Annotated in this window: 19 protein-coding genes; 11 read left to right on the forward strand and 8 right to left on the reverse strand. The window is 73.4% G+C overall.

The window, feature by feature from the left end:
* Positions 1-39: 39 nt before the first annotated feature.
* The 5 genes from BM237_RS27440 (at position 40) to BM237_RS27460 (ending at position 7,236) form a co-directional block, all read left to right on the forward strand.
* A complete protein-coding gene (locus BM237_RS27440) occupies positions 40-1,314 on the forward strand; it encodes a VWA domain-containing protein (RefSeq protein WP_093852442.1) in 1,275 nt (424 codons plus the stop codon).
* Positions 1,314-2,123, forward strand: a complete 810-nt coding sequence (locus tag BM237_RS27445; protein ID WP_093852443.1) for a hypothetical protein — start codon at positions 1,314-1,316, stop codon at positions 2,121-2,123. The genes BM237_RS27440 and BM237_RS27445 overlap by 1 nt, the downstream gene beginning before the upstream one ends.
* A gap of 154 nt (positions 2,124-2,277) precedes the next feature.
* Positions 2,278-4,071 (forward strand): glycoside hydrolase family 15 protein, encoded by a 1,794-nt coding sequence (locus BM237_RS27450; RefSeq protein WP_093852464.1) that lies wholly within the window; start codon positions 2,278-2,280, stop codon positions 4,069-4,071.
* Between the two features lie 223 nt (positions 4,072-4,294).
* Entirely contained in the window at positions 4,295-6,100 is a 1,806-nt protein-coding gene (locus tag BM237_RS27455) for a thiamine pyrophosphate-requiring protein (RefSeq protein ID WP_093852465.1), read from the forward strand.
* The gene (locus BM237_RS27460) at positions 6,097-7,236 is read left to right on the forward strand and encodes an enolase C-terminal domain-like protein (protein ID WP_245794080.1); all 1,140 of its coding nucleotides are present in this window, start codon (positions 6,097-6,099) and stop codon (positions 7,234-7,236) included. The genes BM237_RS27455 and BM237_RS27460 overlap by 4 nt, the downstream gene beginning before the upstream one ends.
* Before the next feature lie 118 nt (positions 7,237-7,354).
* Here the strand turns inward: BM237_RS27460 and BM237_RS27465 are convergent, their stop codons facing one another.
* Positions 7,355-10,408, reverse strand: a complete 3,054-nt coding sequence (locus tag BM237_RS27465) for an FAD-binding and (Fe-S)-binding domain-containing protein (protein ID WP_093852444.1) — start codon at positions 10,406-10,408, stop codon at positions 7,355-7,357.
* 307 nt (positions 10,409-10,715) lie between these two features.
* On the opposite strand from BM237_RS27465, the gene BM237_RS27470 reads away from it, so the two are divergent.
* Together BM237_RS27470 and qcrB are read left to right on the forward strand one after the other, a co-directional pair.
* On the forward strand, positions 10,716-11,720 hold the full coding sequence (locus tag BM237_RS27470) for an SDR family oxidoreductase (protein ID WP_093852445.1): 1,005 nt from the start codon (positions 10,716-10,718) through the stop codon (positions 11,718-11,720).
* 216 nt (positions 11,721-11,936) lie between these two features.
* Positions 11,937-13,559 carry a cytochrome bc1 complex cytochrome b subunit gene (qcrB, locus tag BM237_RS27475; protein ID WP_093852446.1) on the forward strand — a complete coding sequence of 541 codons (1,623 nt, stop codon included), beginning with the start codon at positions 11,937-11,939 and terminating at the stop codon, positions 13,557-13,559.
* 5 nt (positions 13,560-13,564) lie between these two features.
* Here the strand turns inward: qcrB and ctaF are convergent, their stop codons facing one another.
* The gene (gene ctaF, locus BM237_RS27480) at positions 13,565-13,951 is read right to left on the reverse strand and encodes an aa3-type cytochrome oxidase subunit IV (RefSeq protein ID WP_093852447.1); all 387 of its coding nucleotides are present in this window, start codon (positions 13,949-13,951) and stop codon (positions 13,565-13,567) included.
* Complete coding sequence (gene ctaD / locus BM237_RS27485; RefSeq protein ID WP_175541158.1) at positions 13,948-15,648, reverse strand: aa3-type cytochrome oxidase subunit I; 1,701 nt, start codon at positions 15,646-15,648, stop codon at positions 13,948-13,950. The genes ctaF and ctaD overlap by 4 nt, the downstream gene beginning before the upstream one ends.
* Before the next feature lie 315 nt (positions 15,649-15,963).
* Between ctaD and BM237_RS27490 the strand changes: the two genes are divergently transcribed.
* On the forward strand, positions 15,964-17,262 hold the full coding sequence (locus BM237_RS27490) for a zinc-dependent alcohol dehydrogenase (protein WP_093852448.1): 1,299 nt from the start codon (positions 15,964-15,966) through the stop codon (positions 17,260-17,262).
* Between the two features lie 150 nt (positions 17,263-17,412).
* On the opposite strand, the gene BM237_RS27495 is transcribed toward BM237_RS27490, so the two are convergent.
* A complete protein-coding gene (locus BM237_RS27495) occupies positions 17,413-18,651 on the reverse strand; it encodes an MFS transporter (protein WP_093852449.1) in 1,239 nt (412 codons plus the stop codon).
* Positions 18,648-20,111: an FAD-dependent oxidoreductase gene (locus BM237_RS27500; RefSeq protein ID WP_093852450.1), complete on the reverse strand. Its 1,464-nt coding sequence runs from the start codon at positions 20,109-20,111 to the stop codon at positions 18,648-18,650. Before BM237_RS27500 ends, BM237_RS27495 begins: the two co-directional genes overlap by 4 nt.
* A 369-nt stretch (positions 20,112-20,480) precedes the next feature.
* Here BM237_RS27500 and BM237_RS27505 point away from each other — a divergent pair, with 369 nt between their 5' ends.
* Positions 20,481-20,849, forward strand: a complete 369-nt coding sequence (locus BM237_RS27505; protein WP_093852451.1) for an ArsR/SmtB family transcription factor — start codon at positions 20,481-20,483, stop codon at positions 20,847-20,849.
* A 77-nt stretch (positions 20,850-20,926) separates the two neighbouring features.
* Here BM237_RS27505 and BM237_RS27510 read toward each other — a convergent pair whose 3' ends face one another.
* The 3 genes from BM237_RS27510 to BM237_RS27520 are packed head-to-tail and all read right to left on the reverse strand — an operon-like array spanning position 20,927 to position 23,405.
* Entirely contained in the window at positions 20,927-21,985 is a 1,059-nt protein-coding gene (locus BM237_RS27510) for an ArsO family NAD(P)H-dependent flavin-containing monooxygenase (RefSeq protein WP_093852452.1), read from the reverse strand.
* On the reverse strand, positions 21,982-23,094 hold the full coding sequence (gene arsB, locus BM237_RS27515; RefSeq protein ID WP_281253983.1) for an ACR3 family arsenite efflux transporter: 1,113 nt from the start codon (positions 23,092-23,094) through the stop codon (positions 21,982-21,984). The genes BM237_RS27510 and arsB overlap by 4 nt, the downstream gene beginning before the upstream one ends.
* Positions 23,091-23,405 carry an ArsR/SmtB family transcription factor gene (locus BM237_RS27520; RefSeq protein WP_093852454.1) on the reverse strand — a complete coding sequence of 105 codons (315 nt, stop codon included), beginning with the start codon at positions 23,403-23,405 and terminating at the stop codon, positions 23,091-23,093. The genes arsB and BM237_RS27520 overlap by 4 nt, the downstream gene beginning before the upstream one ends.
* A 72-nt stretch (positions 23,406-23,477) precedes the next feature.
* Between BM237_RS27520 and BM237_RS27525 the strand changes: the two genes are divergently transcribed.
* Both BM237_RS27525 and BM237_RS27530 read left to right on the forward strand, forming a co-directional pair.
* Entirely contained in the window at positions 23,478-23,903 is a 426-nt protein-coding gene (locus BM237_RS27525) for an arsenate reductase ArsC (RefSeq protein WP_093852455.1), read from the forward strand.
* A 5-nt stretch (positions 23,904-23,908) separates the two neighbouring features.
* A partial coding sequence (locus BM237_RS27530) for an NAD(P)/FAD-dependent oxidoreductase (protein ID WP_139238193.1) occupies positions 23,909-24,231 on the forward strand: 323 nt, incomplete at its 3' end.

The following is a 24,231-nucleotide window of genomic DNA, read 5'->3' on the forward strand; positions in this document are numbered from 1 at the left end:
GTTTTGGCCCGCGGCGGCGAGGATCAATAGGATCCGCCGATGATCAGAAAACAACGGTCGGCGATGGGCCTCGGAGCCCTGCTCGCCGTACTCGCGGCCGGGCTGGCGTTCCCGGCCGGGGCGGCCGCCGACGAGACCACCGCCGACGCGCCGAAGGTCAACCTGGTGATCGACGTCAGCGGCTCGATGCGCGAGCGGGACATCGACGGACAGTCGCGCATGGCCGCGGCCAAGCAGGCGTTCAACGAGGTGCTGGACGCCACCCCCGAGGAGGTACGGCTCGGCATCCGCACACTCGGCGCCGACTACCCCGGCGACGACCGCAGGACGGGCTGCAAGGACACCGCGCAGCTGTACCCGGTCGGCCCGCTGGACCGCACCGAGGCCAAGACGGCGGTGGCCACGCTGACGCCGACCGGCTGGACACCGATCGGACCGGCCCTGCTGAAGGCCGCCGACGACCTCGACGGCGGCACCGGCTCCAAGCGGATCGTGCTGATCAGCGACGGCGAGGACACCTGCGCCCCGCTCGACCCGTGCGAGGTGGCCCGGGAGATCGCGGCCAAGGGCATCGGCCTGACCATCGACACCCTCGGCCTGGTGCCGAACACCAAGATGCGGCGGCAGCTGAGCTGCATCGCCGAGGCCACCGGTGGCACCTACACCTCGGTGGAGCACACCGACGAGCTCACCGAGAAGGTCAACCAGCTGGTGGAGCGGGCGGCCGATCCGGTGGTGACGCCGGTGGCCGTGGAGGGCGCGGAGCGGTGCGCCGACGCGCCGGCGCTGAAGTCCGGCCTGTACACCGACCGCGAGGAGTTCGGCCAGGAGCGCTGGTACCGGGTGGACGTGGCGCCCGGCCAGGAACTGCGCGCCTCGGTGAGCGTGGCGGCGGACCGGGCGGTGAACCCGGACTACGGGGTGCTGCTGCGCGCGGTCACGGTGCACGGCCGGGAGATCGTGCGCGGCGAGGCGGCCGGCAACGGCCGCACCGACGTGATCTCCACAGGCCTGCGCTACCCCAAGCCGGAAAGCGACGGCGGAGGCGGCGACGAGGAGACCGAGGCGGAGACGGTGTGCCTGCGGGTGACGAACTCCTTCTCGGCGGCGTCCGGGGTCAAGACCAGCCCCGGCCTGCCGCTGGAGCTGACCGTGGACGTGGTCGACGGCCCGTCGCAGGCCGCTGACGTGGCCTCCTTCGGGCTCGGCCGCGGCTGGTGGCTGCTCGGTGTCCTGGTGGTGGCCGGTTTCCTCGCGGGCATGGTGTGGGGCTGGCTGTCGCGTTGGCGTGTCGCGGTGTGGAGGACCAACTGATGTGGATCACACGTGTGGTGAGCGCCGCGCTGCTGACGCTCGGCCTCGCGGCGGGGCCCGCCGCGGCCGACTCGACACCGTCGGCGAGCCCGTCCGACGACAGCGCGGCGCCCACGTCGGCGGGCACGTCGTTCCGTACGGCGACGGAGATCGACCAGGGGCGCACCGCGACGGCGAACGCCTCGGCCGGTGACTACCTGTACTGGTCGTTCCCGGCCGACACCGGTCAACGCCCAACGGTGCGGGCGACGGTGAAACTCCCCGCGCAGCACGCGGCGCAGACCTGGCAGATCGACGTCTACGACGGTCTGAGGCGCCGTCAGGCATGCCAGTACGGCGCGCAGACCCGTACGGCCGCCGCGGGCACCGAGTCGGTGGAGCTGGCGTGCGTGCTGCGCACGGTGCGGGCCTGGTCGGAGCCGTGGGCCAACGATCCGCTGCCGGGCACGTACTACCTGCGGCTGACGGCGGTGGGCGTACGGACGGCCGACCTCGGGCAGCCGATGGCCGCCGAGGTGCGGGTGGAGTCGAAGGACATGGGCGGGGCGGCGGCCGTGGACGGCCGGCTGGCCGAGCCGCTGATACCGGGCGTCGCGATGACGCAGCGGCAGGACGAGGCCGAGGAGGAGTCCGGGGCTTCGGCGGTGCTGTCGGCCATCGAGCCGGACGACGGCTGGTCGTCGGGTTGGTGGTCCGACCGCTGGGTGTGGACGGCGTCCGGCGCGGTGCTGGCGGCGCTCGCGGGCATCGGGGGATACGCACTGACGCGGGGCCCGGGACGCCCGCGGCACGTGCCGCCGAACGTCTGAGGCCACCTGGGGCCCGCCGCTCGCCGGTCCCTCACGCGTGCGCCCGGCCGGGGTTTCCCGGCCGGGCGTTTCGCACAGGCGGCCGCCGGGCCCGGAAACGACGGGGCGCGGTGAAGCCCGTTTGGTGCCCGAACGGCTGGGAAACGGGGGCTGGATGGAGAGTTCCGCAACCGAAGCACCTGTGGCCGAGCCGTGGGTCCTGCGTGACTACGCGCTGGTCGCCGACGGGGAGAGGGGGGCCCTGATCGGCCCGCGCGGTGACGTGGCCTGGATGTGCGCCCCCTCCTGGCACAGCGCCGCCGTCTTCTCGGGGTTGCTCGGCGGTCCCGGGGGCTTCCGGGTCCGCCCCCGCGACCGATGGAACGTGTGGGGCGGGTACTACGAGGACGGCACGCTGATCCGCGTCAGCCGGTGGGTGACGCGTGACGCCGTCATCTCCTGCCGGGAGGCGCTGGCCGCCCCGGCCGAACACGGACGCGCCGTGCTGCTGCGGCAGATCCGCGCGGTACGCGGTGAGGCCCGCGTCCTGATGGACCTGGACGTGCGCGCCGACTACGGGCGGCACCCCATGACCGGTCTGCGCCGCGACGGCGGCGTGTGGCAGGCGGTCAGCGGCCGGTCGTGGCTGCGGCTGACCGGTGCCGGACACGCGAGGGCGTCCTCCGACGGGCTGTGCGCGGAGCTGCGTCTGCCGGAGGGCGGCGTCCACGACCTCGTCCTGGAGGTCGGTGAGGGGACGCGGGCGGACACCGCTCCGCCCGACCCGCAGGCCCTGTGGGAGGCCACCGGCGATTGGTGGGCGGACGCGGTGCCCGACTGCGCGACCACGGCCGCCCCCCGCGACGCCCGGATGGCGTACGCCGTGCTGAACGGTCTGACCAGCACCACCGGCGGCATGGTCGCGGCGGTCACCACGTCCCTGCCCGAGCGGGCCGACACCGGACGCGACTACGACTACCGCTACGCGTGGATCCGCGACCAGGCCTACGCCGGAACGGCCGTCGCCGCCCACGGCCCCCACCCGCTGCTGGAGCGCATGGTGCGGTTCGTCACCGAGCGGGTGCTGGACGACGGCCCCGACCTGCGTCCCGCCTACACCGTCGACGGCCGGCCGCTCCCGGCGGAGCGGCTCCTGCCGCTCACCGGTTACCCCGGCGGCACGAACCGGGCGGGCAACCACGCCGGGCGGCAGTTCCAGCTCGACGTCTTCGGCGAGGTCCTGCAGCTCCTCGCCGCGGCGGACCGCCACGGGATGCTGGACGACCGGGCGGTGCGCGCCGCCCGCATCGCGGCCCGGGCGGTGAGGGACCGCTGGGAGGAGCCGGACGCGGGCCTGTGGGAGCTGGAGAAGCGCTGGTGGACGCATTCGCGGCTGACCTGCGTCGTCGGCCTGCGCGACCTCGCCCACCGGCTGGGGGACGCCCCGCCCGACGGCTGGTCACGGCTGGCCGACCGCATGCTGGAGACCACCCGCCGCCGCTGTCTGCACCGTGACGGCCACTGGCAGCGCGCCGCGGACGACACCGGCGTGGAGGCGGCCCTGCTGCTCCCCCTCGCACGGGGAGCCGTGCCGCACGGGGAGGCGAGCCCCGCCCTCACCCGGCAGGCGGTGATGCGGCACCTGACCAAGGACGGCTACGTCTACCGGTTCCGTCACGGCGGGCGGCCGCTGGGAGACGCGGAGGGCTCCTTCCTGCTGTGCGGGTTCATGATGGCCCTGGCCGCCCACGCCGAGGGCGCGCACACCGAGGCGATGCGCTGGTTCGAGCGCACCCGGTCGGCGTGCGGGTCGCCGGGCCTGCTCGCCGAGGAGTGGGACGTCTCCCAGCGGCAGTTGCGCGGCAACCTGCCGCAGGCCTTCGTCCACGCCCTGCTGCTGGAGTGCGCGGCCCGCCTCGGCCCGCCCCTCGGCGGCGATGACGGCCTCATTCCGGCCGGACGCCCCTGACCGGCGCCTGCCGCGGCGCGGCCCCTCCGCCGTGCCGCCGTCTCCGGTCGAACGGAAGCGGGCGATGTTTCGCACCGGGCGGCACGGTTACCCAAGCGGTGGCCCGCCGCCCATGGAACGGACAGGCGCCGGCTCCGCCACCGACCGCGGGGGAAGGGCGTTCACAGCGATACGGCGGCCGGGCACTTCCACGACACAGGGAACGGAGAGACGAGTGGCGAACATGAAGGTGGCCGACTACGTTCTGCGGCGGTTGCGCGAGTGGGGAGTGGACCACGTCTTCGGCTACGCGGGAGACGGCATCAACGGTCTGCTGGCCGCGTGGGGCCGGGCGGGGGACAAGCCGAAGTTCGTCCAGTCCCGGCACGAGGAGATGTCGGCCTTCCAGGCGGTGGGGTACGCGAAGTTCTCCGGCAAGGTGGGGGTGTGCGCGGCGACCTCCGGTCCCGGGGCGATCCATCTGCTCAACGGCCTGTACGACGCCAAGCTCGACCACGTTCCGGTGGTGGCGATCGTCGGCCAGACCGACCGCAGTGCGATGGGCGGCTCCTACCAGCAGGAAGTCGATCTGAACAGCCTCTACAAGGACGTCGCCTCCGACTTCTGCGAGACGGCGACGGTCCCCGAGCAGCTGCCCAACCTCATCGACCGGGCGATCCGCACCGCCTACGGCCGGCGCACGGTGACCGCGATCATCCTCCCGGCCGACGTGCAGGAGCTGGACTACACCCCGCCGGGCCACGAGTTCAAGATGGTGCCCTCCAGCCTCGGGCTGGGCAGGTCCGCGCCGGTCCCGGCGGACGAGGACCTCGCACGGGCGGCGCAGGTGCTCAACGCCGGTGAGAAGGTCGCCGTACTGATCGGCCAGGGCGCCCGGGGCGCGCGGAGCGAGGTCGAGCAGACCGCCGACGTGCTCGGCGCGGGCGTGGCCAAGGCGCTGCTGGGCAAGGACGCCCTGCCCGACACGCTGCCCTACGTCACCGGCGCCATCGGCCTGCTCGGCACCCGGCCCAGCTACGAGCTGATGCGCGACTGCGACACCCTGCTGGTGATCGGCTCCAGCTTCCCGTACACCCAGTTCATGCCCGACCTCGACCAGGCGCGCGCGGTACAGATCGACATCGACCCGCACATGGTCGGAATGCGCTACCCCTTCGAGGTGAACCTCGTCGGCGACGCGCGCGCCACCCTGGAGCGGCTGCTGCCGCTGCTGCACCGCAAGGAGGACCGCGGCTGGCGGCACACCGTCGAGGAGAACGTCTCCCGCTGGTGGGAGGTGATGCAGCGGCGCGCCGCGCTGGAGGCGGACCCGGTCAACCCCGAGTACGTGGTGCACGCGCTGGACGGACTGCTGCCCGAGAACGCCATCGTCACCGCCGACTCCGGCTCGTCCGCCAACTGGTACGCCCGCCACCTGCGGTTCAGGGGGGAGATGCGCGGCTCGCTGTCGGGCACGCTGGCGACCATGGGGCCGGGAGTGCCCTACGCCATCGGGGCGAAGTTCGCCCACCCCGACCGGCCGGTCATCGCCCTGGTCGGTGACGGGGCGATGCAGATGAACGGCCTGATGGAGATGGTCACCGCCGCCAAGTACCACTCCCGGTGGTCCGATCCGCGGCTGATCGTGTGCGTGCTGAACAACCGGGACCTCAACCAGGTCACCTGGGAGATGCGGTCGATGAGCGGCGCTCCGCAGTTCGAGGAGTCCCAGCACATCCCCGACCTGCCCTACGCCGAGATCGCCACCCGGTTCGGCCTGGACGGGGCGCGCGTGGAGAAGCCGGACGACGTCCGGCCCGCCTGGGAGCGGGCGCTGGCGGCCGACCGTCCCTTCGTCATCGACGTGCGCACCGACCCCGCCGTGCCGCCGATCCCCCCGCACGCCACCTGGGACCAGATGGAGGCCACCGCCTCCGCGATCCTGCGCGGCGACAGCGACCGGGGCTCGATGGTCCGCCAGGGGGTCAAGGCCAAGGTGCAGGAGTTCCTGCCCGGCGGCAAGCGCCCCGAGGAGGAGCAGGGCGAGTGAGCGCCCCGCCCACCGCGCTCCACGGCACCGGCACCGGCCCGGCCGTGGAGCGCCTGGAGGTGTCGGTCTTCACCGTCCCCACCGACCTGCCCGGCGGCGACGGCACCCTCACCTGGGACTCCACCACCATGGTGCTGGTCGAGGCGACCGCCGGCCGGACCACCGGCCTGGGCTGGACCTACGGCTCCCCGGCCGCCGCCCGGGTGGTCTCCGGGAAGCTGGCGGGGATCGTGACAGGGCACGACGCCCTCGACGTCCCCGGCGCCAACGAGGCCATGGCCCGGGCGGTGCGCAACACCGGCCGCCCGGGGATCGCCGCGTGCGCGATCTCCGCGGTGGACACCGCCCTGTGGGATCTCAAGGCCCGTCTGCTGGGCCTGCCGCTGGTGCGCCTGCTCGGCGCGGCGCGCGCCGAGGTCCCGGTGTACGGAAGCGGCGGGTTCACCACCTACGACGACGAGCGGATGCGGCGGCAGCTGCTCGGCTGGACCCAGGGGCAGGGCATCCCCCGGGTGAAGATCAAGATCGCCGAGTCCTGGGGGCGGCGGGAGGTCCGCGACCTTCAGCGGATCGCCCTGGCCCGGGACGCCGTCGGCGACGACACGGAACTCTACGCCGACGCCAACGGCGGCTACGGCCGCAAGCAGGCGGTCCGTGTCGCCGCCGCCTTCGCCGACGCCGGGGTGACCTGGCTGGAGGAGCCGGTCTCCTCCGACGACCTCGACGGCCTGCGGGAGGTCCGCGACCGCGTCCTGGCCGATGTGGCGGCGGGCGAGTACGGCTACGACCTGCCGTATTTCGCCCGCATGGCCCGCTCGGGGGCGGTGGACTGCCTCCAGGCGGACGTCACCCGCTGCGGGGGCGTCACCGTGTGGCTGCGCGCCGCGGCCGTCGCCGAGTCCCTCGGCCTGGAGATCTCCGGGCACTGCGCCCCGCACCTGCACGCGCACGCCGCCGCCGCGGTGCCCAATGTGCGGCATCTGGAGTGGTTCCACGACCACGTCCGCATCGAGGAGATGTTCTTCCGCGGCACCCTCGACCCCCGGGGCGGCGCCGTCATGCCGGGAGCCTCCGGCGCCCCGGGACACGGGCTGGAGTTGCGCCGGGAGGCGGCCGAGACCTACCGGGTCGGCTGACCGGGCCGACCGCGGTCTCCGGTACACCGTCCCGGGACACCCGCCCGGACACCACCGCGCCCCGGTGGCCCTGCGGCCCCGGGGGCGCGGTGGCGGTCGCCGCCGTCGTGCCCGTGCGTCATCCGCCGCCCCGACGGCGTCCGCGCCGGACGGCCGCGACGAGGGCCAGGGCGCCGGCCCCGGCCGCAGCGGCGGGCGCGAGCAGCGCCCGCGGGCCCGGCGCCGCCGGACGCCGCGGCACGGCCTCCTCGCCGCGCAGCGCGGCGGCCAGCACCTCCGCCAGATGCAGCGGGGTACGCCCGGTGCCGGCCTGTTCGACCTGGGTGCGGCAGCTGAACCCGTCGGCCAGCACCAGGGTGCCGGGGCCGGCCTCGCGGACGGCGGGCAGCAGCCCCTGCTCGGCGCAGGCCATGGACACCTCGTAGTGGCCGCGTTCGAAACCGAAGTTGCCCGCCAGCCCGCAGCACCCGGCGTCGAGCACGTCGGCCTCGACCCCGGCCCGCTCCATCAGCTCCCGGTCGGCGTCGAAACCCATGACCGCGTACTGGTGGCAGTGGCGCTGCACCACCGCACGGGCCTCCACGGCCGGAGGCCGCCAGTCCCGCGCGCGCTCGGCCAGGAGCTCGGCCAGGGTACGGGTCTGCTCCCGCAGGAGTCCTACGTCCGGGTCGTCCGGCATCAACTCGGCGGCGTCGGCGCGGAAGACGGCGGTGCAGCTGGGCTCCAGGCCGACGACCGGGGTGCCGCGCCGCAGGTCCTCACGGAGCACGTCCAGGGTGTGCCCCAGTACGCGCCGGGCGACGCCCAGCTGCCCGGTGGAGATCCACGTCAGCCCGCAGCACACGGAGCCGCCGGGCACCTTCACCCGGAAACCGGCGGCCTCCAGGACCTCCACCGCGGCCCGCCCGACCGAGGGATGGAAGTGGTCGGTGAAGGTGTCCGGCCACACCACCACCTCGCCGCGCCGGCCGTCCCCGCGCGGCCCGCCGCGCTCGCGCCACCAGTCGGTGAAGCGCTGTTCGGCGAAGACCGGCACCTGCCGCTCGGGGGCGATGCCGCCGACGGCCTTGGCGGCCCGGGCCAGGGCCGGAACCCGCAGGAGGGCGTTGACGGTCCGCGCCACCGGCGCGGCCAGCCGGGCGACGGCGGGCAGCCAGCCCATCGAGTAGTGCGCCGCCGGACGCGGCCGGCCCGCGTAGTGGTGGTGGAGGAACTCGGCCTTGTAGGTGGCCATGTCGACGCTGACCGGGCAGTCGTTCTTGCAGCCCTTGCAGGCCAGGCACAGATCGAGCGCGTCGTGGACCTCCTTCGAGCGCCAGCCGTCGTTCACCGGGGAGCCGTTGCGGACCATCTCGAACAGCAGCCTGGCCCGGCCGCGGGTGGAGTGCTCCTCCTCACGGGTGGCGCGGTAGCTGGGGCACATCACACCGCCCTCCAGCGAGCGGCACTTGCCCACCCCGACGCAGCGGGCGGCGGCCTTGCTGAACTTCCCGTCGTCGTGCGGGTAGGCGAAGGCGGTCTCCGGCTCCCAGGGCCGGTAGTCCGCGCCCAGCCGCAGGTTCTCGTCCAGCCGGTAGGGGGCGACGACCTTGCCGGGGTTCATCCGGTTGCCGGGGTCGAAGACGGCCTTCAGCCGCCCGAACGCCTCGACCAGTTCGGGCCCGAACATCTTCTCCAGCAGCTCGCCGCGCGCCTGGCCGTCCCCGTGCTCCCCGGACAGCGAGCCGCCGTAGGAGGCCACCAGATCGGCGGCACGCTCGACGAACGCCCGCATGTGGGCGACGCCGTCGGCCGAGCGCAGGTGGAAGGGGATGCGGGTGTGCACGCAGCCCTGCCCGAAGTGGCCGTAGACGGACGGGCGGCCGTAGCCGAACTCCTCGAACAGCGCCTTCAGGTCGCGCAGATAGTCGCCGAGCCCTTCGACGGGGACGGCGGAGTCCTCCCAGCCCGGCCAGGTCTCGTGCTCACCGGGGACGTGGGCGGTGGCGCCCAGGCCGGACTCGCGCACCATCCACAGCTCGCTGATGTGCTCCGGATCGTCGTACCAGGTGTGCCCCACGTTCCCGGGCTCCGCGTCGATGAGGGCACGAGCCCTGTCTCCCGCCTCCTCGATGGTGTCGCCGGCGAACTGGACCATCAGATAGGCGTCCCCTTCGGGTAGTTCCTCCAGCGCGTCGGGGTTGAGGTTCTTGACACGCTGGAAGTGCACCAGCCGGCGGTCCACGCCCTCCAGCGCGAGCGGCTCGTGCCGGAGGACGGCGGGGACGTGGTCGGCGGCCGTGGCGATGTCCGGGTAGCCCAGGACGACGAGCGAGGTGTGCGCCGGGGAGGGGACCAGATCCAGCTCGGCCCGCAACACGGTCACCAGGGTGGACTCCGAGCCGACGAGCAGCCCGGCGACGTCGAAGCCGTGCTCGGGCAGCAGGGAGTCGAGGTTGTAGCCGGACACCCGCCGGGGGATGTCGGGGTAGCGCTCCCGGATCAGGTCGGCGTAGCGGTCGCGCAGCGCGGCCAGCCGCCGGTGGATCTCCGCGGCGCGGCCCTCGCCGGCGGTCGGCCGCTCCGGCTCCTCCTCGCCGGCGGGCCCCACCCACATCCGCAGACCGTCGTAGGTGAGCACCTCCAGACGGCGGATATTGTCGACCACCTTGCCGTACGCCTGCGCCGTGGACCCGCAGGAGTTGTTGCCGATCATCCCGCCGATCGTGCAGTTCGGGTGGGTCGCCGGCCGGGGACCGTACTGAAGGCCGTGGGGGGCCAGCCGCCGGTTCAGCTCGTCCAGCACGATGCCCGGCTCCACCACGCAGGTGCGCCGCTCGGGGTCGACGGAGACCAGGCGGTCGCAGTACTTGCTCCAGTCCAGCACGACCGCGGTGTTGCAGCACTCCCCGGCCAGGCTGGTGCCACCGCCGCGCGACAGCAGCGGAGCCCCGAACTCCCGGCACACCGCCACCGCTTCCACGGCCGCCTCGGGGGTGCGCGGCAGCACCACCCCGATCGGCACCTGCCGGTAGTTGGAGGCGTCGGTGGAGTAGGCCGCCCGGGTACCGGTGTCGAAGCGCACCTCGCCGTCGACCCGTTCGCGCAGGGCGCCCTCCAGAGCCGGGACATCGACCCCGGGGTCGGGGTCGGGCCGGCGGACGACGGGCAGGGGGAGGTCGGTCGGAGCCATGCGATGCCTTTCCGGAGCTGCTGACTGCGGTGCCGGCCGGCGGGTCCGTACGGTGCGCGGGCCTCCACCGCCGAGGGGCGGGAAGCACCCGCCGCTCCACCGGCCGACGGCCGAACTCCGCCCCGGTAACCGGGAGAACGGAAACGAAACCTCCTCCGGCACCGGCGCAACGGCCGCCCACGGCCGCGGGGCGCCCTCGTACCGGCCCCGGTTACCTCCGTGCCGAAACGGTTACCCGCACCCCCGCGGGCCCGCTCGGGCGGGCCGCGTCCCACCGGACCGGGCAGAGCCGCGAAGTGAGGAGCGCATGGTGGACAAGGAACAGACGGTCCTGGTGACGGGGGCGAGCGCGGGCATCGGCCGTGCGACCGCGGTGGCCTTCGCCGCCCGGGGCGCCCGTGTCACGCTCGTGGCCAGGGGCGCCGCCGGCCTGGAGGCCGCCGCACGGGAGGTCCGGGAGGCGGGCGGGCAGGCCCTGACCGTCCCGGCCGACGTCGCGGACCCGGAGCAGGCCGAGGAGGCGGCCCGCCGGGCGGAGGAGGAGTTCGGCCCCCTGGACGTATGGGTCAACAACGCCTTCACCTCCGTGTTCGCCAAGTTCACCGACATCGCCCCGGAGGAGTTCCGGCAGACCACCCACGCCACCTACCTGGGATACGTCAACGGCACCCGGGCCGCCCTGCGGCGCATGCTGCCGCGCGACCGCGGCACCGTCGTCCAGGTCGGCTCCGCGCTCGCCTACCGCGGCATCCCGCTGCAGAGCGCCTACTGCGGCGCCAAGCACGCCATCCAGGGATTCACCGAATCGGTGCGCTGCGAACTGCTGCACGACCGGTCCCGCGTGCGGATCACCATGGTGCAGATGCCGGCCGTCAACACCCCCCAGTTCGGCTGGCTGCTCTCCCGCCTGCCCCGGCATGCCCAGCCGGTGCCGCCGATCTACCAGCCGGAGGTGGCCGCCCGTGCCGTCCTGCACGCCGCCGACCACCCCCGGCGCCGGGAGTACTGGGTGGGAACGTCCACCGTGCTCACCCTGCTGGCCAACGCCGTCGCACCGGGACTGCTGGACCGCTATCTCGCCCGCACCGGATTCGACTCCCAGCAGACCGACATGCCCACGCGGCCGGGACCGGGCAACCTGTGGGAGCCGGCGGACGAGAGGACCGACCACGGCACCCACGGCGCCTTCGACGACCAGGCCCACGGCTTCAGCCCCCAGCAGTGGGCCGCCCGCCACCCCGCCGTGACGGCCGGCGCCGCGGCCGGGCTCACCGGCGCCGGTTACGCCCTCCTGCGCCGGGCCACCAGGTGACCGCGGCCGCGCCCTTCCACCGGCGAAACCCCGGTACCGGCCGCCGGGGCGGGACTCCGGTCGGCCGAGGACGCGGACCCGACCGGCGGTCCCCCGGACGCCCCGTCCGCCGAGATCGCGGCCCCCTCCCGCCGGGACGCCGGGCATCCGGCGTTTGGCACACGGACCGGCGGGCACTGGCGTGCTTCGCGTGGTGGAGGCGAGAGAGGGCGGTCGATGTTGCTGTCGAGAAGACGAGCGCGGTGGAGGAACGAGGCACAGGAGGCGGCGCGGTACGGCTACCGGACACTGGACCGGCGGCTGCCGGTGTCCGAGGCCGGCCGCGAGCTGCTGCGCAAGGTCTTCCCCGACCACTGGTCGTTCCTGCTGGGCGAACTGGCCCTGTACAGCTTCGCGGTGCTGCTGCTGACCGGTGTCTACCTGACGCTGTTCTTCGAGCCGAGCATGGCCCAGACGGTGTACACCGGCTCGTACGCGCCGCTGCGGGGGACGCCGATGTCCGAGGCGTACGCCTCCACCCTGGACATCAGCTTCGACGTGCGCGGCGGTCTGCTGGTCCGCCAGACGCACCACTGGGCCGCGCTGGTGTTCCTCGCCGCGATCGCCGTGCACATGCTGCGGATCTTCTTCACCGGGGCGTTCCGCAGGCCGCGCGAGGCCAACTGGATGGTCGGCGTCACCCTCTTCCTGCTGGCGACGCTGGAGGGGTTCAGCGGCTACTCCCTCCCCGACGACCTGCTGTCGGGGACGGGACTGCGGATCACCGAGGGCATCATGCTGTCCGTCCCGGTGATCGGTTCCTATCTCGCCTTCCTCGCCTTCGGCGGCGAGTACCCCGGTGAGGACATCATCCCCCGTCTGTACTCGCTGCACATCCTGCTGGTGCCGGGGCTGCTGGTCGGCCTGATCGTGCTCCACCTCTTCCTGATCGTCTACCACAAGCACACCCAGTGGGCCTCGCCGGGACGCACCAACCGCAACGTGGCGGGGAAGCCGTTGTTCCCCCAGTACACCGCCAAGTCGGTCGGCCTGTTCTTCGCGGTCACCGGCGTCCTGGTGCTCGCCGGCGGCCTGGTCCAGATCAACCCCGTCTGGGCGTACGGCCCCTACCGCCCCGACAAGGTCTCCTTCGGATCCCAGCCGGACTGGTACGTGGGTTTCCTGGAGGGCTCGCTGCGGCTGATGCCCGGGGCGGAGACGACGGTCGCCGGCCACACCGTGGCGTGGAACCCCCTGGTCCCGGCGCTGCTGCTGCCCGCGGCCCTGTTCCTGGTGCTGTACGCCTATCCGTTCTTCGAGCGGTGGATCACCCACGACCCCGGTGAACACCACCTGTGCGACCGGCCTCGCGACCACCCGGTCCGCACCGGGCTGGGGGCGGCCGGCGTCACCTTCTACGCGGTCCTGCTGGCGGCGGGCGGCCAGGACGTGCTCTCCCACGTTCTGCACATCCCGCTGAACACACTGCTCTGGTTCTTCCGGGCGGCCCTGTTCCTCGCGCCCGTGCTGGTCTTCGCCGTCACCAAGCGGCTGTGCCTGGCCCTGCGGGAGCGGGACGCCGAACGCCTGGCCGAGGGCGAGCCGACGGGAGAGGTGCGGCAGTCGGTGGAGGGCGGCTTCCAGCCCTCCCACCAGGAGCTGTCCCCGCACGAGCGCGGTGTGCTGCGGGCCCGGGCGCGGCAGGTGCCGCGCCCGCTGGAGCCCGGTCCGGAGGGAAGGCGGGTGCGGCGTGTACGGGCGGCGCTGAGCCGCTGGTACTACCGGGACGCGGCACGGATGCCCATGCCCGAACGCCCCGGCGAGCCCGGCGAACTGGAGCGTGCCGGCACCCGGGAGTGACCGGTTCAGCCCCTCCGGGCGTACTGGAGGACGAAGCCGGACACCCCTGCCGCCAGGACGCCGAAACCGATCAGGAACAACCACATACCCAGCACCACCCCGGCCGCCGCCAGGGTCACGCCGAGCGCGGTGACGGGGGGCCACGGGCTGCCGTCCGGGAAGAAGTCCACCGGGCCGGCGCGGTCGGCGATCTCGCCGTCGCGCCGGTCCTCCGGCCTGCCGCCCGCCCTGCGGTGCTGCACCGCGAGGAAGAAGGCGATCAGCGAGGCCATCAGGAAGGCGACGAACAGGGCAGCGGTTCCGGCCGGGTCGTCGGCGAAGACGGCGTACACGGTGCCGGTCAGCGCGAAGAACAGCGCCACCCCGCCGAACAGGTAGGTCTCGACCTTCATTGCTTCTCCGGCTCCGGTGGCTCCAGCGGCTTGCGCTGCTCGTGCGGCGTGATCTCCGGGTGGTGCAGACGGAAGGCGGGGCCCTCGTTGCGGATGCGCGGCAGGGCGGTGAAGTTGTGCCGCGGCGGCGGGCAGGAGGTCGCCCACTCCAGCGAGCGGCCGTAACCCCACGGGTCGTTCCCCTCCGCCTTCCTCCCGTACCGGGCGGTCCACCAGACGTTGTACAGGAACACCAGTGTCGAGATCCCCAGGATCATCGCGCCGGCCGTGGAGACGAGGTGGAGGGCGGTGAAGCCGTCGGCCTCCAGGTAGTCGGCGTAGCGGCGCGGCATGCCGAACTGGCCGAGCCAGTGCTGGACCAGGAAGGTGACCTGGAACCCGACCAGGGTCAGGGCGAAGTGGATCCTCCCCAGCCGCTCGTCGAGCATCCTGCCGGTGAACTTCGGCCACCAGAAGTAGAAACCGCCGAACATCGCGAAGACGACCGTGCCGAACAGCACGTAGTGCAGATGCGCCACCACGAAGTAGGAGTCGGTCACATGCCAGTCCAGCGGCGGGGAGGCCAGGATGACGCCGGTGATCCCGCCGAGCAGGAAGGTGACCAGGAAGCCGATGGCCCACAGCATCGGCGTCTCGAAGCTCAGCGAGCCCTTCCACATCGTGCCCAGCCAGTTGAAGAACTTCACGCCGGTGGGCACCGCGATCAGGAACGACATCAGGGAGAAGAACGGCAGCAGCACCGCCCCGGTGGCGAACATGTGGTGCGCCCAGACCACCGCCGACAGCACGGTGATGGCGATCGTGGCGCCGATCAGGCCGATGTAGCCGAAGATCGGCTTGCGGCTGAAGACCGGGATGACCTCGGAGACGATGCCGAAGAACGGCAGCGCGACGATGTAGACCTCCGGATGGCCGAAGAACCAGAACAGGTGCTGCCACAGCAGCGCGCCGCCGTTGGAGGCGTCGAAGATGTGCGAGCCGAAGGTGCGGTCGGACTGGAGGGCCAGCAGCGCGGCACTCAGCGGTGGGAAGGCGATCAGCACCAGGATCGAGGTGAACAGCACGTTCCAGGTGAAGATCGGCATCCGGAACATCGTCATGCCGGGCGCGCGCAGGCAGATGATCGTGGCGATGAAGTTGACCGCGCCCAGGATCGTGCCGAGCCCAGCCACCACCAGGCCCATCGTCCACAGATCGGCGCCCAGGCCGGGCGAGTACGACTCGTTGTTGAGGGGGGCGTAGGCGAACCAGCCGAAGGACGCGGCACCGGTGGGGGTGAGGAAGCCGGAGACCACCATCAGACCGCCGAGCAGGAACACCCAGTAGGTGAAGGCGTTCAGCCGGGGGAACGCCACGTCGGGCGCGCCGATCTGCAGCGGCATCACCGCGTTGGCGAACCCGGCGAACATCGGGGTCGCGAACAGCAGCATCATGATCGTGCCGTGGATGGTGACGAGCTGGTTGTACTGGTGGTTGTTCACCAGCTGCGGCCCCGGTGCGGCCAGTTCGGCCCGCATCACCAGGGCCATCGCCCCGGCGGCCAGGAAGAAACCGAAGGCGGTGGCGATGTACAGATTGCCGATCACCTTGTGGTCGGTGGTGGTCAGCCAGCGCAGCAGCGGCCGACCCAGCCCCGCCCCGCCTCTCGCGGGCGGGGGCGCGCGATGGGCGTGCGACTCCTCGTTCACATCGGTCATGGCGCCAGGCGCCCTCCTGCCCGCTCTCGTCACCCGCACGGCCGCGCAGTGGGATACAAGCGGCCTGATACCGCGTAACCGCGCGCGCGGACGGCGAAACGGGTACGTCCGGCGGAGCCGCGCGAAAGAGGGGCGCCCGGTGTCCGCACCGGGCGCGGGAGCCTGGGCCCCGGGAGCGGTCCAGACGGAGCGGGGCACCGCGACGCCGGACCGTTCCGCGCGGTGGCGCACTCGGTTGTTTCGGTGGTGAGGCCCCGGGCACCCGCGACCCGTTCGGGCGTACGTACACGAGCCGATCGAGGACGAGGAGGGCTCATGAAGGCTGTGGTGTGGCACGGCGTCGGCGACATCCGGGTGGACGAGGTGCCGGAGCCGAAGATCCACGAACCGTACGACGCGATCGTGCGGATCACCTCGTCGGCGATCTGCGGGACCGACCTGCACTTCGTACGCGGCACGATGCCGGGCATGAAGGAGGGCCGTGTCCTGGGCCACGAGGCCGTCGGGATCGTGGAGGAGGTCGGCGCGGGCGTGCGGAACTTCCGCCCGGGCGACCGGGTGGTGGTGCCCTCCACGGTCGCCTGCGGGACGTGCAGCTACTGCCGGGCCGGCTACTACGCCCAGTGCGACAACGCCAACCCCGGCGGGCGCCGGGCGGGCACGGTGTTCTTCGGCGGTCCCGAGGCGGCCGGCGGCCTGGACGGGCTGCAGGCGGAGTACGCCCGGATCCCGTACGCGCACGTCGGGCTGGTGCCGTTGCCGGACACCGTCGACGACGCGCAGGCGATCCTGCTGTCCGACATCTACCCCACGGCGTGGTTCGGCGCACGGCTCGCCGAGATCGGCTCCGGCGACACGGTCGCGATCCTCGGCGCCGGCCCCGTGGGCCAGTCCGCGATCGCCTGCGCCCGGCTCCAGGGCGCCGGGCGGATCATCGTGGTGGACGGCGTTTCCGACCGTCTCGACCTGGCCCGCGACCAGCACGCCGAGACGATCGACTTCAACGCCGAGGAACCCGTCGAGGCGATCCTGGACCTGACCGGCGGCATCGGCGTGGACCGGGTGATCGACGCCGTCGGCGTCGACGCGCAGCGCCCCGCCCGCGGCCCGGCCGCCGAATCCCTGGCCGAACGGGCGGAGGAGTTCGACCGCGAGCGCGACGAGGCCGCCCCCGAGCAGCGGCCCGACGGCGACACCTGGGTCCCCGGCGACGCGCCGTCGCTGGCGGCCCGCTGGGCGGTGCGGATGGCGGCGAAGGCCGGCACGGTGGGAACCATCGGGGTCTATCCGCCGCAGGTGGAGCACTATCCGTTCGGCGAGGCGTTCATGAAGAACCTCACCCTGCGGATGGGCAACTGCAACCACCGCCGCTACCTGCCCCGACTGGTGTCCATGGTCGCCTCCGGCGAACTGGACCCCACCCCGCTGGTGACCCGGTGGGCGGAGACGCCGGACGCGGTCGAGGCGTACCGGACATTCGACCGCCGGGAGGCGGGCTGGACCAAGGTGGCCCTCGGCCTGGGCGGACAGGGCTCGGTCGCCCCCGGCCTCGGTGAGGCGGCCGGTACCGGGACGGCCACCACGGCGGGGAGCGGTCAGACCGGCAGCGGGTGACCGCCCCGGCGGAAGGCGCGCCCCCTGACCCCGGCCCGGCCAAGGGCCGGGGTCACGGGGCGATTGGCGCTTTCCGGCCCGGCGCTGCGTGAGGAACGCCCCGGTCGTCCGGGTGTGGCGCCGGCTCGTACGCGTGTCGACGGAGCGAGCTCAGGCGGCATGGTGCTCTCCGTCGCCGCGGGTGGTGCGGGGGTCGGCGCCGAGCGCGCCGAGGGCAGCCACGAAGGAGATGGCGGCGAGGGCGGTGAACATGTGGGGGTAGCCGCCCAGGGGTGCGGCCAGGGCCGCTCCGGCGAGGGGAGCGAGAGCGGACGCTGTGGTGGTGGGGGCGGCGAGGAGTCCGGAGAGACGGCCGTAGTGGCTGGTGCCCCACCGGTCGGTGACGGCGGTGGCCCGCAGCAGGGTGAGGTTTCCGCGGACCGCGCCGGCGGCGACGGACAGGGCGACCAGCAGACCGTAGGGGCCCGGGACGAGCGCGAGGGCGGCGGTGGTGGCGCCGCTGAGCGCGATCAGCGATGTGGTGCGCGCGGTCACCGTGGTGCGGCGGGCGAGGGTGGCGTACAGGACGCGGCCGGCGGTCTGTCCGGCGCCGCCCAGGCCCAGGGCCCAGGCGGCCTGGGTGGTGGTGCAGCCGCGTTCGAGCAGGAGGGGGACGAGGGCGATGACGGTGGCGGAGACGGTGAGGGACGACAGGGTCAGGGAGGCCGCCAGCATCCGGAACGGCCGGGTGCGTGCCGCCGCGGCGACGTCGCCGGTGGTGCGGGCGGGCTCGAAAGGGGCGGCGGGCCAGGGGGCGCGCAGGGCGAGGGCGTGGGCGGGGATGGTGACGGCGGCGAGGATCGCGGCGAGGACGACGTAGGTGGCGCGCCAGGACAGGTGGTCGGCCAGCGCCGCGGTGAGGGGTGCGAAGACGGTGGAGGCCAGGCCGCCGGCGAGGGTGACGACGGTGAGGGCGCGGATGTGGTCGGGGGCCCACCAGCGGGTCAGAGCGGCGAAGGCGGGTTGGTAGAAGGTGGCCGCCATCGCCCCTCCGGCCAGCAGCCATCCGGTGAGGAACACGGCCGGGTTCGGGGCGGCGGCGATGATCAGGAGGCTGATCGTGCCGAGGACCGAGCCCGCGGTCATGACGGTGCGCGGGCCGCGGTGGTCGATGATCCGGCCGACGCGGATCCCGGCAAGGGCGGAGACGAGCAGGGCGAGGGAGAACGCGGCCGTCGTCGCCCCGGTCGGCCAGCCGGTGGCGGCGGTGATCTCCGGGTTCAGCACGGGAAAGGCGTAGTAGACGATCCCCCAGCCGGTGATCTGGGTGACGCAGAGGGCGGGAAGTGCGGTGCGGGGCCGCGACCGGTCCCCCGATCCGGTCGCGGCCCCGCCGGGAGGGGCGGTCATGCGCCGCAGCAGCCGCCGGCCTGGGTCTGGTCGGCCGGTGCGGCCTGTTCGGTCTGCGCGGCCGGGGCCGTGGCCGGGGTGGCAGCGGCGGCGGTTGCGGTTGCGGTGAGCTGGACGGGCTGCGGTTCGGGCGCGGGGGCGCCGCAGCAGCCTCCGCCGGTCTGGTCGCCTTCGGTCGCCTCGGGGGTGTCGAAGAGTCCGGCGCCGCCGCACACCCCGGTCTCCGGCAGGGTCAGCTCCACCCGGTCGGCCGACTCCAGGTCTCCGGCGAGGGCGGCGACGACCGAGCGGACCTGCTCGTAGCCGGTCATGGCCAGGAAGGTCGGGGCGCGGCCGTAGGACTTCATGCCCACCAGGTACACGCCCTGCTCGGGGTGGGACAGCTCGCGGTGGCCGTGGGGGTAGACGGTGCCGCAGGAGTGGACGTTGGGGTCGATCAGCGGTGCCAGCTCCACCGGCGCCTGGAGGCGCTCGTCCAGGCCCAGGCGCAGCTCGGACAGGAAGGACAGGTCGGGGCGGAAGCCGGTGAGGACGATGAGCCGGTCCACCGGTTCCAGCCGCCGCCCGTCCTCCCCGGCCAGCACCAGGCGCCCGTCGCCGTCGCGCTCGATCGCCTGGGTGCGGAAGCCGGTGACCGCGTCGGCGTAACCGTCGTCCACGGCGGCCTTGGCGGCGAGCCCGAGGGCGCCGCGGGCGGGGAGCTGGTCGGCGGCGCCGCCGCCGAAGGTGGAGCCGGACAGGCCCCGGCGCAGGATCCAGGTGGCGTGGGTGTCCTTGCCGTCGTCGGTCCGGGCGAGGTCGGCCAGGTAGGCCAGCGCGGTGAAGGCGGAGGCGCCCGAGCCGATCACGGCCGTGCGCTTGCCGGCGTGGCGGGCGCGCACGTGCGGGTCGGCGAGGTCGGGGACGCGGTAGGTGATGCGGTCGGCCGCGGCGTGCTCGCCGAGCGCGGGCAGACCGTCGCCGCCGGCCGGGCTCGGGATGGTCCAGGTGCCGGAGGCGTCGATGACGGCGCGGGCCAGGGTGCGCTCCTCGCGCCCGTCGGCGTACCGGACGTGCACGGTGAAGGGCTGGTCGGCGCGGTCGGCGTCCACGACGCGGTCGCGCCCCGCCCGGGAGACGCCGGTGACGGTGGCGCCGTAGCGCACCCGCTCGCCGAGGACGTCGGCCAGCGGCTTCAGGTAGTGCTCGGCCCAGTCGCCGCCCGTGGGGTAGGCCGAGGCGTCGGGCCGGACCCAGCCGGTGGGGGCGAGCAGCTTCTCGGCGGCCGGGTCGACGACCTCGCCCCAGGGGGAGAACAGCCGCACATGGGCCCACTGCCGTACCGCGCTGCCCGCGGCCGGTCCGGCCTCCAGGACCAGCGGCTCGATGCCGCGTTCGGTCAGATGGGCGGCGGCGGCCAGGCCGACGGGGCCGGCTCCGATGACGACGACGGGCAGTTCGGCGGTGGCGGGCGCATTCACGGCGACTCCTAGGGTGTTTCGACATCTGTCGATGGCTTGCGCGGTCAGCATGGCACCTGATTCGACATCCGTCAACATAGACGATCATCGAAGCTGGGGGATGCTCATGGAGTGCTTCGACGTTGCGGTGACCGGGGGGTGGTCGGGGCTGGCCGCGGCCGGCGCCATGCGCGAGCACGGGATCGACCCGGTGATCCCGGAGGCGTCGGGGCGCGCCGGCGAGTCGTGGCAGGGATGCGGGCCGCGTCATTCCACCACCGGTCGCACACGTCCGCAGGGCCTCTTCCGCGGCCGGGCTCCGAGCTGCCGGGCGAGAGGCTGCTCCGGCAGCCCCTCGCCCTCTGGTTCGACATGTGTCAACATAGATGCATGTCGAATGCGAAGGTGCTGCCGCTGCTGGAGACCGGTTCCGTGGAGCCGTGCTGCCCGCCGCTGACCGAACGCCCCTTCACCGCCGAGGAGGCCGAGCGCGCGGCCAGGATGTTCAAGGCGCTGGGCGACCCGGTCCGGCTGCGGCTGTTCTCCGCGGTCGCCTCCCACCCGGGCGAGGAGGCGTGCGTGTGCGACATCTCCGATGTCGGCGTCTCCCAGCCGACCGTCTCCCACCACCTGAAGAAGCTCAGGGAAGCCGGTCTGCTCACCTCCGAGCGGCGCGGCACCTGGGTGTACTACCGCGTCGAGTCGTCCGTGCTCGCCGCGATGAGCCGGCTCCTGACGAGCGCGTCCGCGGTGGCCTGACCGCCGCGGACGCCGGTGAGGTCCCGGCGGTCCGCCGGAAGGCACCGGCGAGGACCGGTGAGGATCGGCGAGGGGGGTCAGCGCAGCAGGTCCGCGATCTGCCGCGCCGCTTCCCGCGCGGGGCGCCCGACGCCGATGAGGGTGGCCGAGGCGGGCCCGGTCCAGTCACCGTAGCCGAGCAGGTGCAGGCGTGGTTCCGCCGTCGCCCGGGTGCCGTCGGTGGCGATGCGGCCGCGCGTTCCGCGCAGGGCGAGCGGGGAGAGGTGGGACAGGGCGGGGCGGAAGCCGGTGCACCAGACGACCGCGTCCGCGCCGGCGGTGGTGCCGTCGGCCCAGGCGACACCGTCGGCGGTGAGGCGGGCGAACATCGGGGACGCCTTGAGCAGCCCGGCGTCCCTGGCCTCGCGCACGGGTGGCACGGCGACGATGTCGCCCAGGGAGGCCACACCGCCGGTGTCGGCGCGGCCCTCGTCCAGAGCGCGGCGCCGCGCGGTGGCGGCGTCGAACAGGGCCCGGCCGTCGATGTCGTCGGCCAGGAAGCTCGGCGGGCGAGCCGTCACCCAGGTCAGGTCCACGCCGGCCAGCGCGAGGTCGGCGGCGATCTGGGCGCCGGAGTTGCCGCCGCCGACCACGATGACGCGCCGGCCGGCGAACTGTCCGGGATTCCGGTATCCGGTGGTGTGCGACTGCCTGCCCCGGAACGCCTCGTGTCCGGGGACGGCCGGGAGGAAGGGGCGCCACCAGGTGCCGGTGGCGCTGACGACCGCACGGGCCCGCCAGGCCCCCTCACCGGTCTCGGCCCGCAGGAACGCACCGTCGCGGCGGACGGTGCGAACGCGGACGCCCCGCAGCACGGGCAGGCTGTAGCGCTTCTCGTAGTCGGCGAGGTAACCCACGACGTGGGCGGCCTCCGGGTAGGCCTCACCGGGCTGAGCGGGCATGGGCCACCCGGGCAGCGAGGAGTAGGCGGCGGGGGAGAACAGGCGCAGGGAGTCCCAGGTGTGCCGCCAGGCGCCACCGGGCGCCTCCTGGGCGTCGAGGACGGTGAAGTCCAGGCCCTGGCGGCGCAGGTGGTAGCCGACGGCGAGCCCTGCCTGGCCGCCGCCGACCACCACCACATCCGTGCGCTCCGTCATGACCCCGGCCGTGCCGCGGTGAACTTCTTGCGCCAGGCGAGGGCGACGTAGACCAGGGCGATGAGGACGGGGACCTCGATGAGCGGGCCGACGACGCCGGCCAGGGCCTGGCCGGAGGTGACGCCGAAGGTGGCGATGGCCACCGCGATGGCCAGCTCGAAGTTGTTGCCGGCGGCGGTGAAGGCCAGGGTGGTGGTGCGCTCGTAGGCCAGGCCGATGGCCTTGCCCAGGGCGAAGGCGCCGAAGAACATCAGCGCGAAGTAGACCAGCAGCGGCAGCGCGATGCGGGCGACGTCGAGCGGCTGGGAGGTGATCGTCTTCCCCTGGAGGGCGAAGAGGACGACGATGGTGAACAGCAGCCCGTACAGCGCCCAGGGGCCGATCTTCGGCAGGAAGCGCTGCTCGTAGTTCTCGCGGCCCATCCTGCGCTCGCCCAGGCGGCGGGTGAGGTAGCCGGCCAGCAGGGGAACGCCGAGGAAGACGGCGACGTTGGCGGCGATCTCCCAGGCGGAGACATCCAGGGCCGCGCCGTCGCCCAGGCCGAGCCAGCCGGGCAGCAGATCGAGGTAGAACCAGCCCAGCAGACCGAAGGCCAGGACCTGGAAGACGGAGTTCAGCGCGACCAGGACGGCGGCGGCCTCGCGGTCGCCGCAGGCCAGGTCGTTCCAGATGATGACCATGGCGATGCAGCGGGCCAGGCCGACGATGATCAGACCGGTGCGGTACTCGGGCAGGTCGGGCAGGAAGGTCCAGGCCAGGGCGAACATCACCGCCGGGCCGACGATCCAGTTGACCACCAGGGAGGAGACCATCAGACGGCGGTCGCCGGTGACGGCGTCCAGGCGGTCGTAGCGGACCTTGGCCAGCACCGGGTACATCATGATCAGCAGGCCGAGGGCGATGGGCAGGGAGATGCCGCCGATCTCGACCTTGCTCAGGGCGTCGTTCAGGCCGGGAACCAGCCGGCCCAGCCCCAGGCCGGCGGCCATGGCGGCCAGGATCCACACCGCCAGGAAGCGGTCCAGGGTGGAGAGTCTTCCGGCGATCGAGTCGTCTGTGGCGGCGGGCCCCGCGGCGGGGGGCCGGGGGGCGGGGTCGGTCGCGGTCACGGGCAGGCCCTTTTCGTCTCGGCGGCGCGGGTGGTGCGGGCGGTGCGGGCCAGCTCGGTGAAGGAGCGGCCCAGGCATTCGATGACGTCGGGGCGCAGCCGGTAGTAGGTGTACCGGCCGCACGGTTCGGTCTCCACGACGCCGGCCTCGCGCAGCACGCGCAGGTGGTTGGAGAGATTGGTCTGCTTGGCCCCGGTCTCGGCCACCAGGTGGGTGGTGCACAGGGTCTCGGTGGCCAGCAGGGTCACGATGCGCATCCTGAGCGGATCGGCGAGCACCCGGATCAGGTCAGTGTCGACTGACGTCAGCATGCACTGATACTGTCACATCAGCCCGGGGCGATACCACCCGGCCCCCTTCGACGAGCCGAAGAGAGACCCCTCATGCCCGACAAGCCGTCCGTGCTGTTCGTCTGCGTCCACAACGCCGGCCGCTCCCAGATGGCCGCCGCATGGCTGACGCACCTGGCCGGCGACCGCGTGGAGGTCCGCTCCGCCGGATCCGCACCCGCCGACCGGATCAACCCCGCCGCCGTCGAGGCCATGCGGGAGGCCGGCATCGACATGTCCGCCGAGGTGCCCAAGGTGCTCACCGTCGAGGCCGTCCAGGCCTCCGACTACGTCATCACCATGGGCTGCGGCGACACCTGCCCGGTCTTCCCCGGCAAGAAGTACCTCGACTGGAAGCTGGACGACCCGGCCGGACAGGGCGTGGACGCCGTCCGCCCCATCCGCGACGAGATCCGCGCCCGGATCGAGGCCCTGATCGCCGAGATCGACGCCGGGACCGACCCCGCGCGGAAGGCGTGAACGCCATGACGGACACCGGCGTCCGCAACGTGATCGTCATCGGCTCCGGGCCGGCGGGATACACCGCAGCGCTCTACACCGCCCGCGCCGCCCTGAAGCCGCTGGTCTTCGAAGGCTCGGTGACCGCCGGCGGCGCGCTGATGAACACCACCGAGGTGGAGAACTTCCCCGGCTTCCGCGACGGCATCATGGGACCGGACCTGATGGACAACATGCGCGCCCAGGCCGAGCGGTTCGGCGCCGAACTGATCGCCGACGACATCACCGCCGTCGACCTCGAGGGCGAGATCAAGACCGTGACCGACTCGGCCGGCACCACCCACCGGGC

It is taken from the genome of Streptomyces mangrovi (assembly GCF_900114215.1).
Lineage (GTDB): Bacteria > Actinomycetota > Actinomycetes > Streptomycetales > Streptomycetaceae > Streptomyces > Streptomyces barkulensis.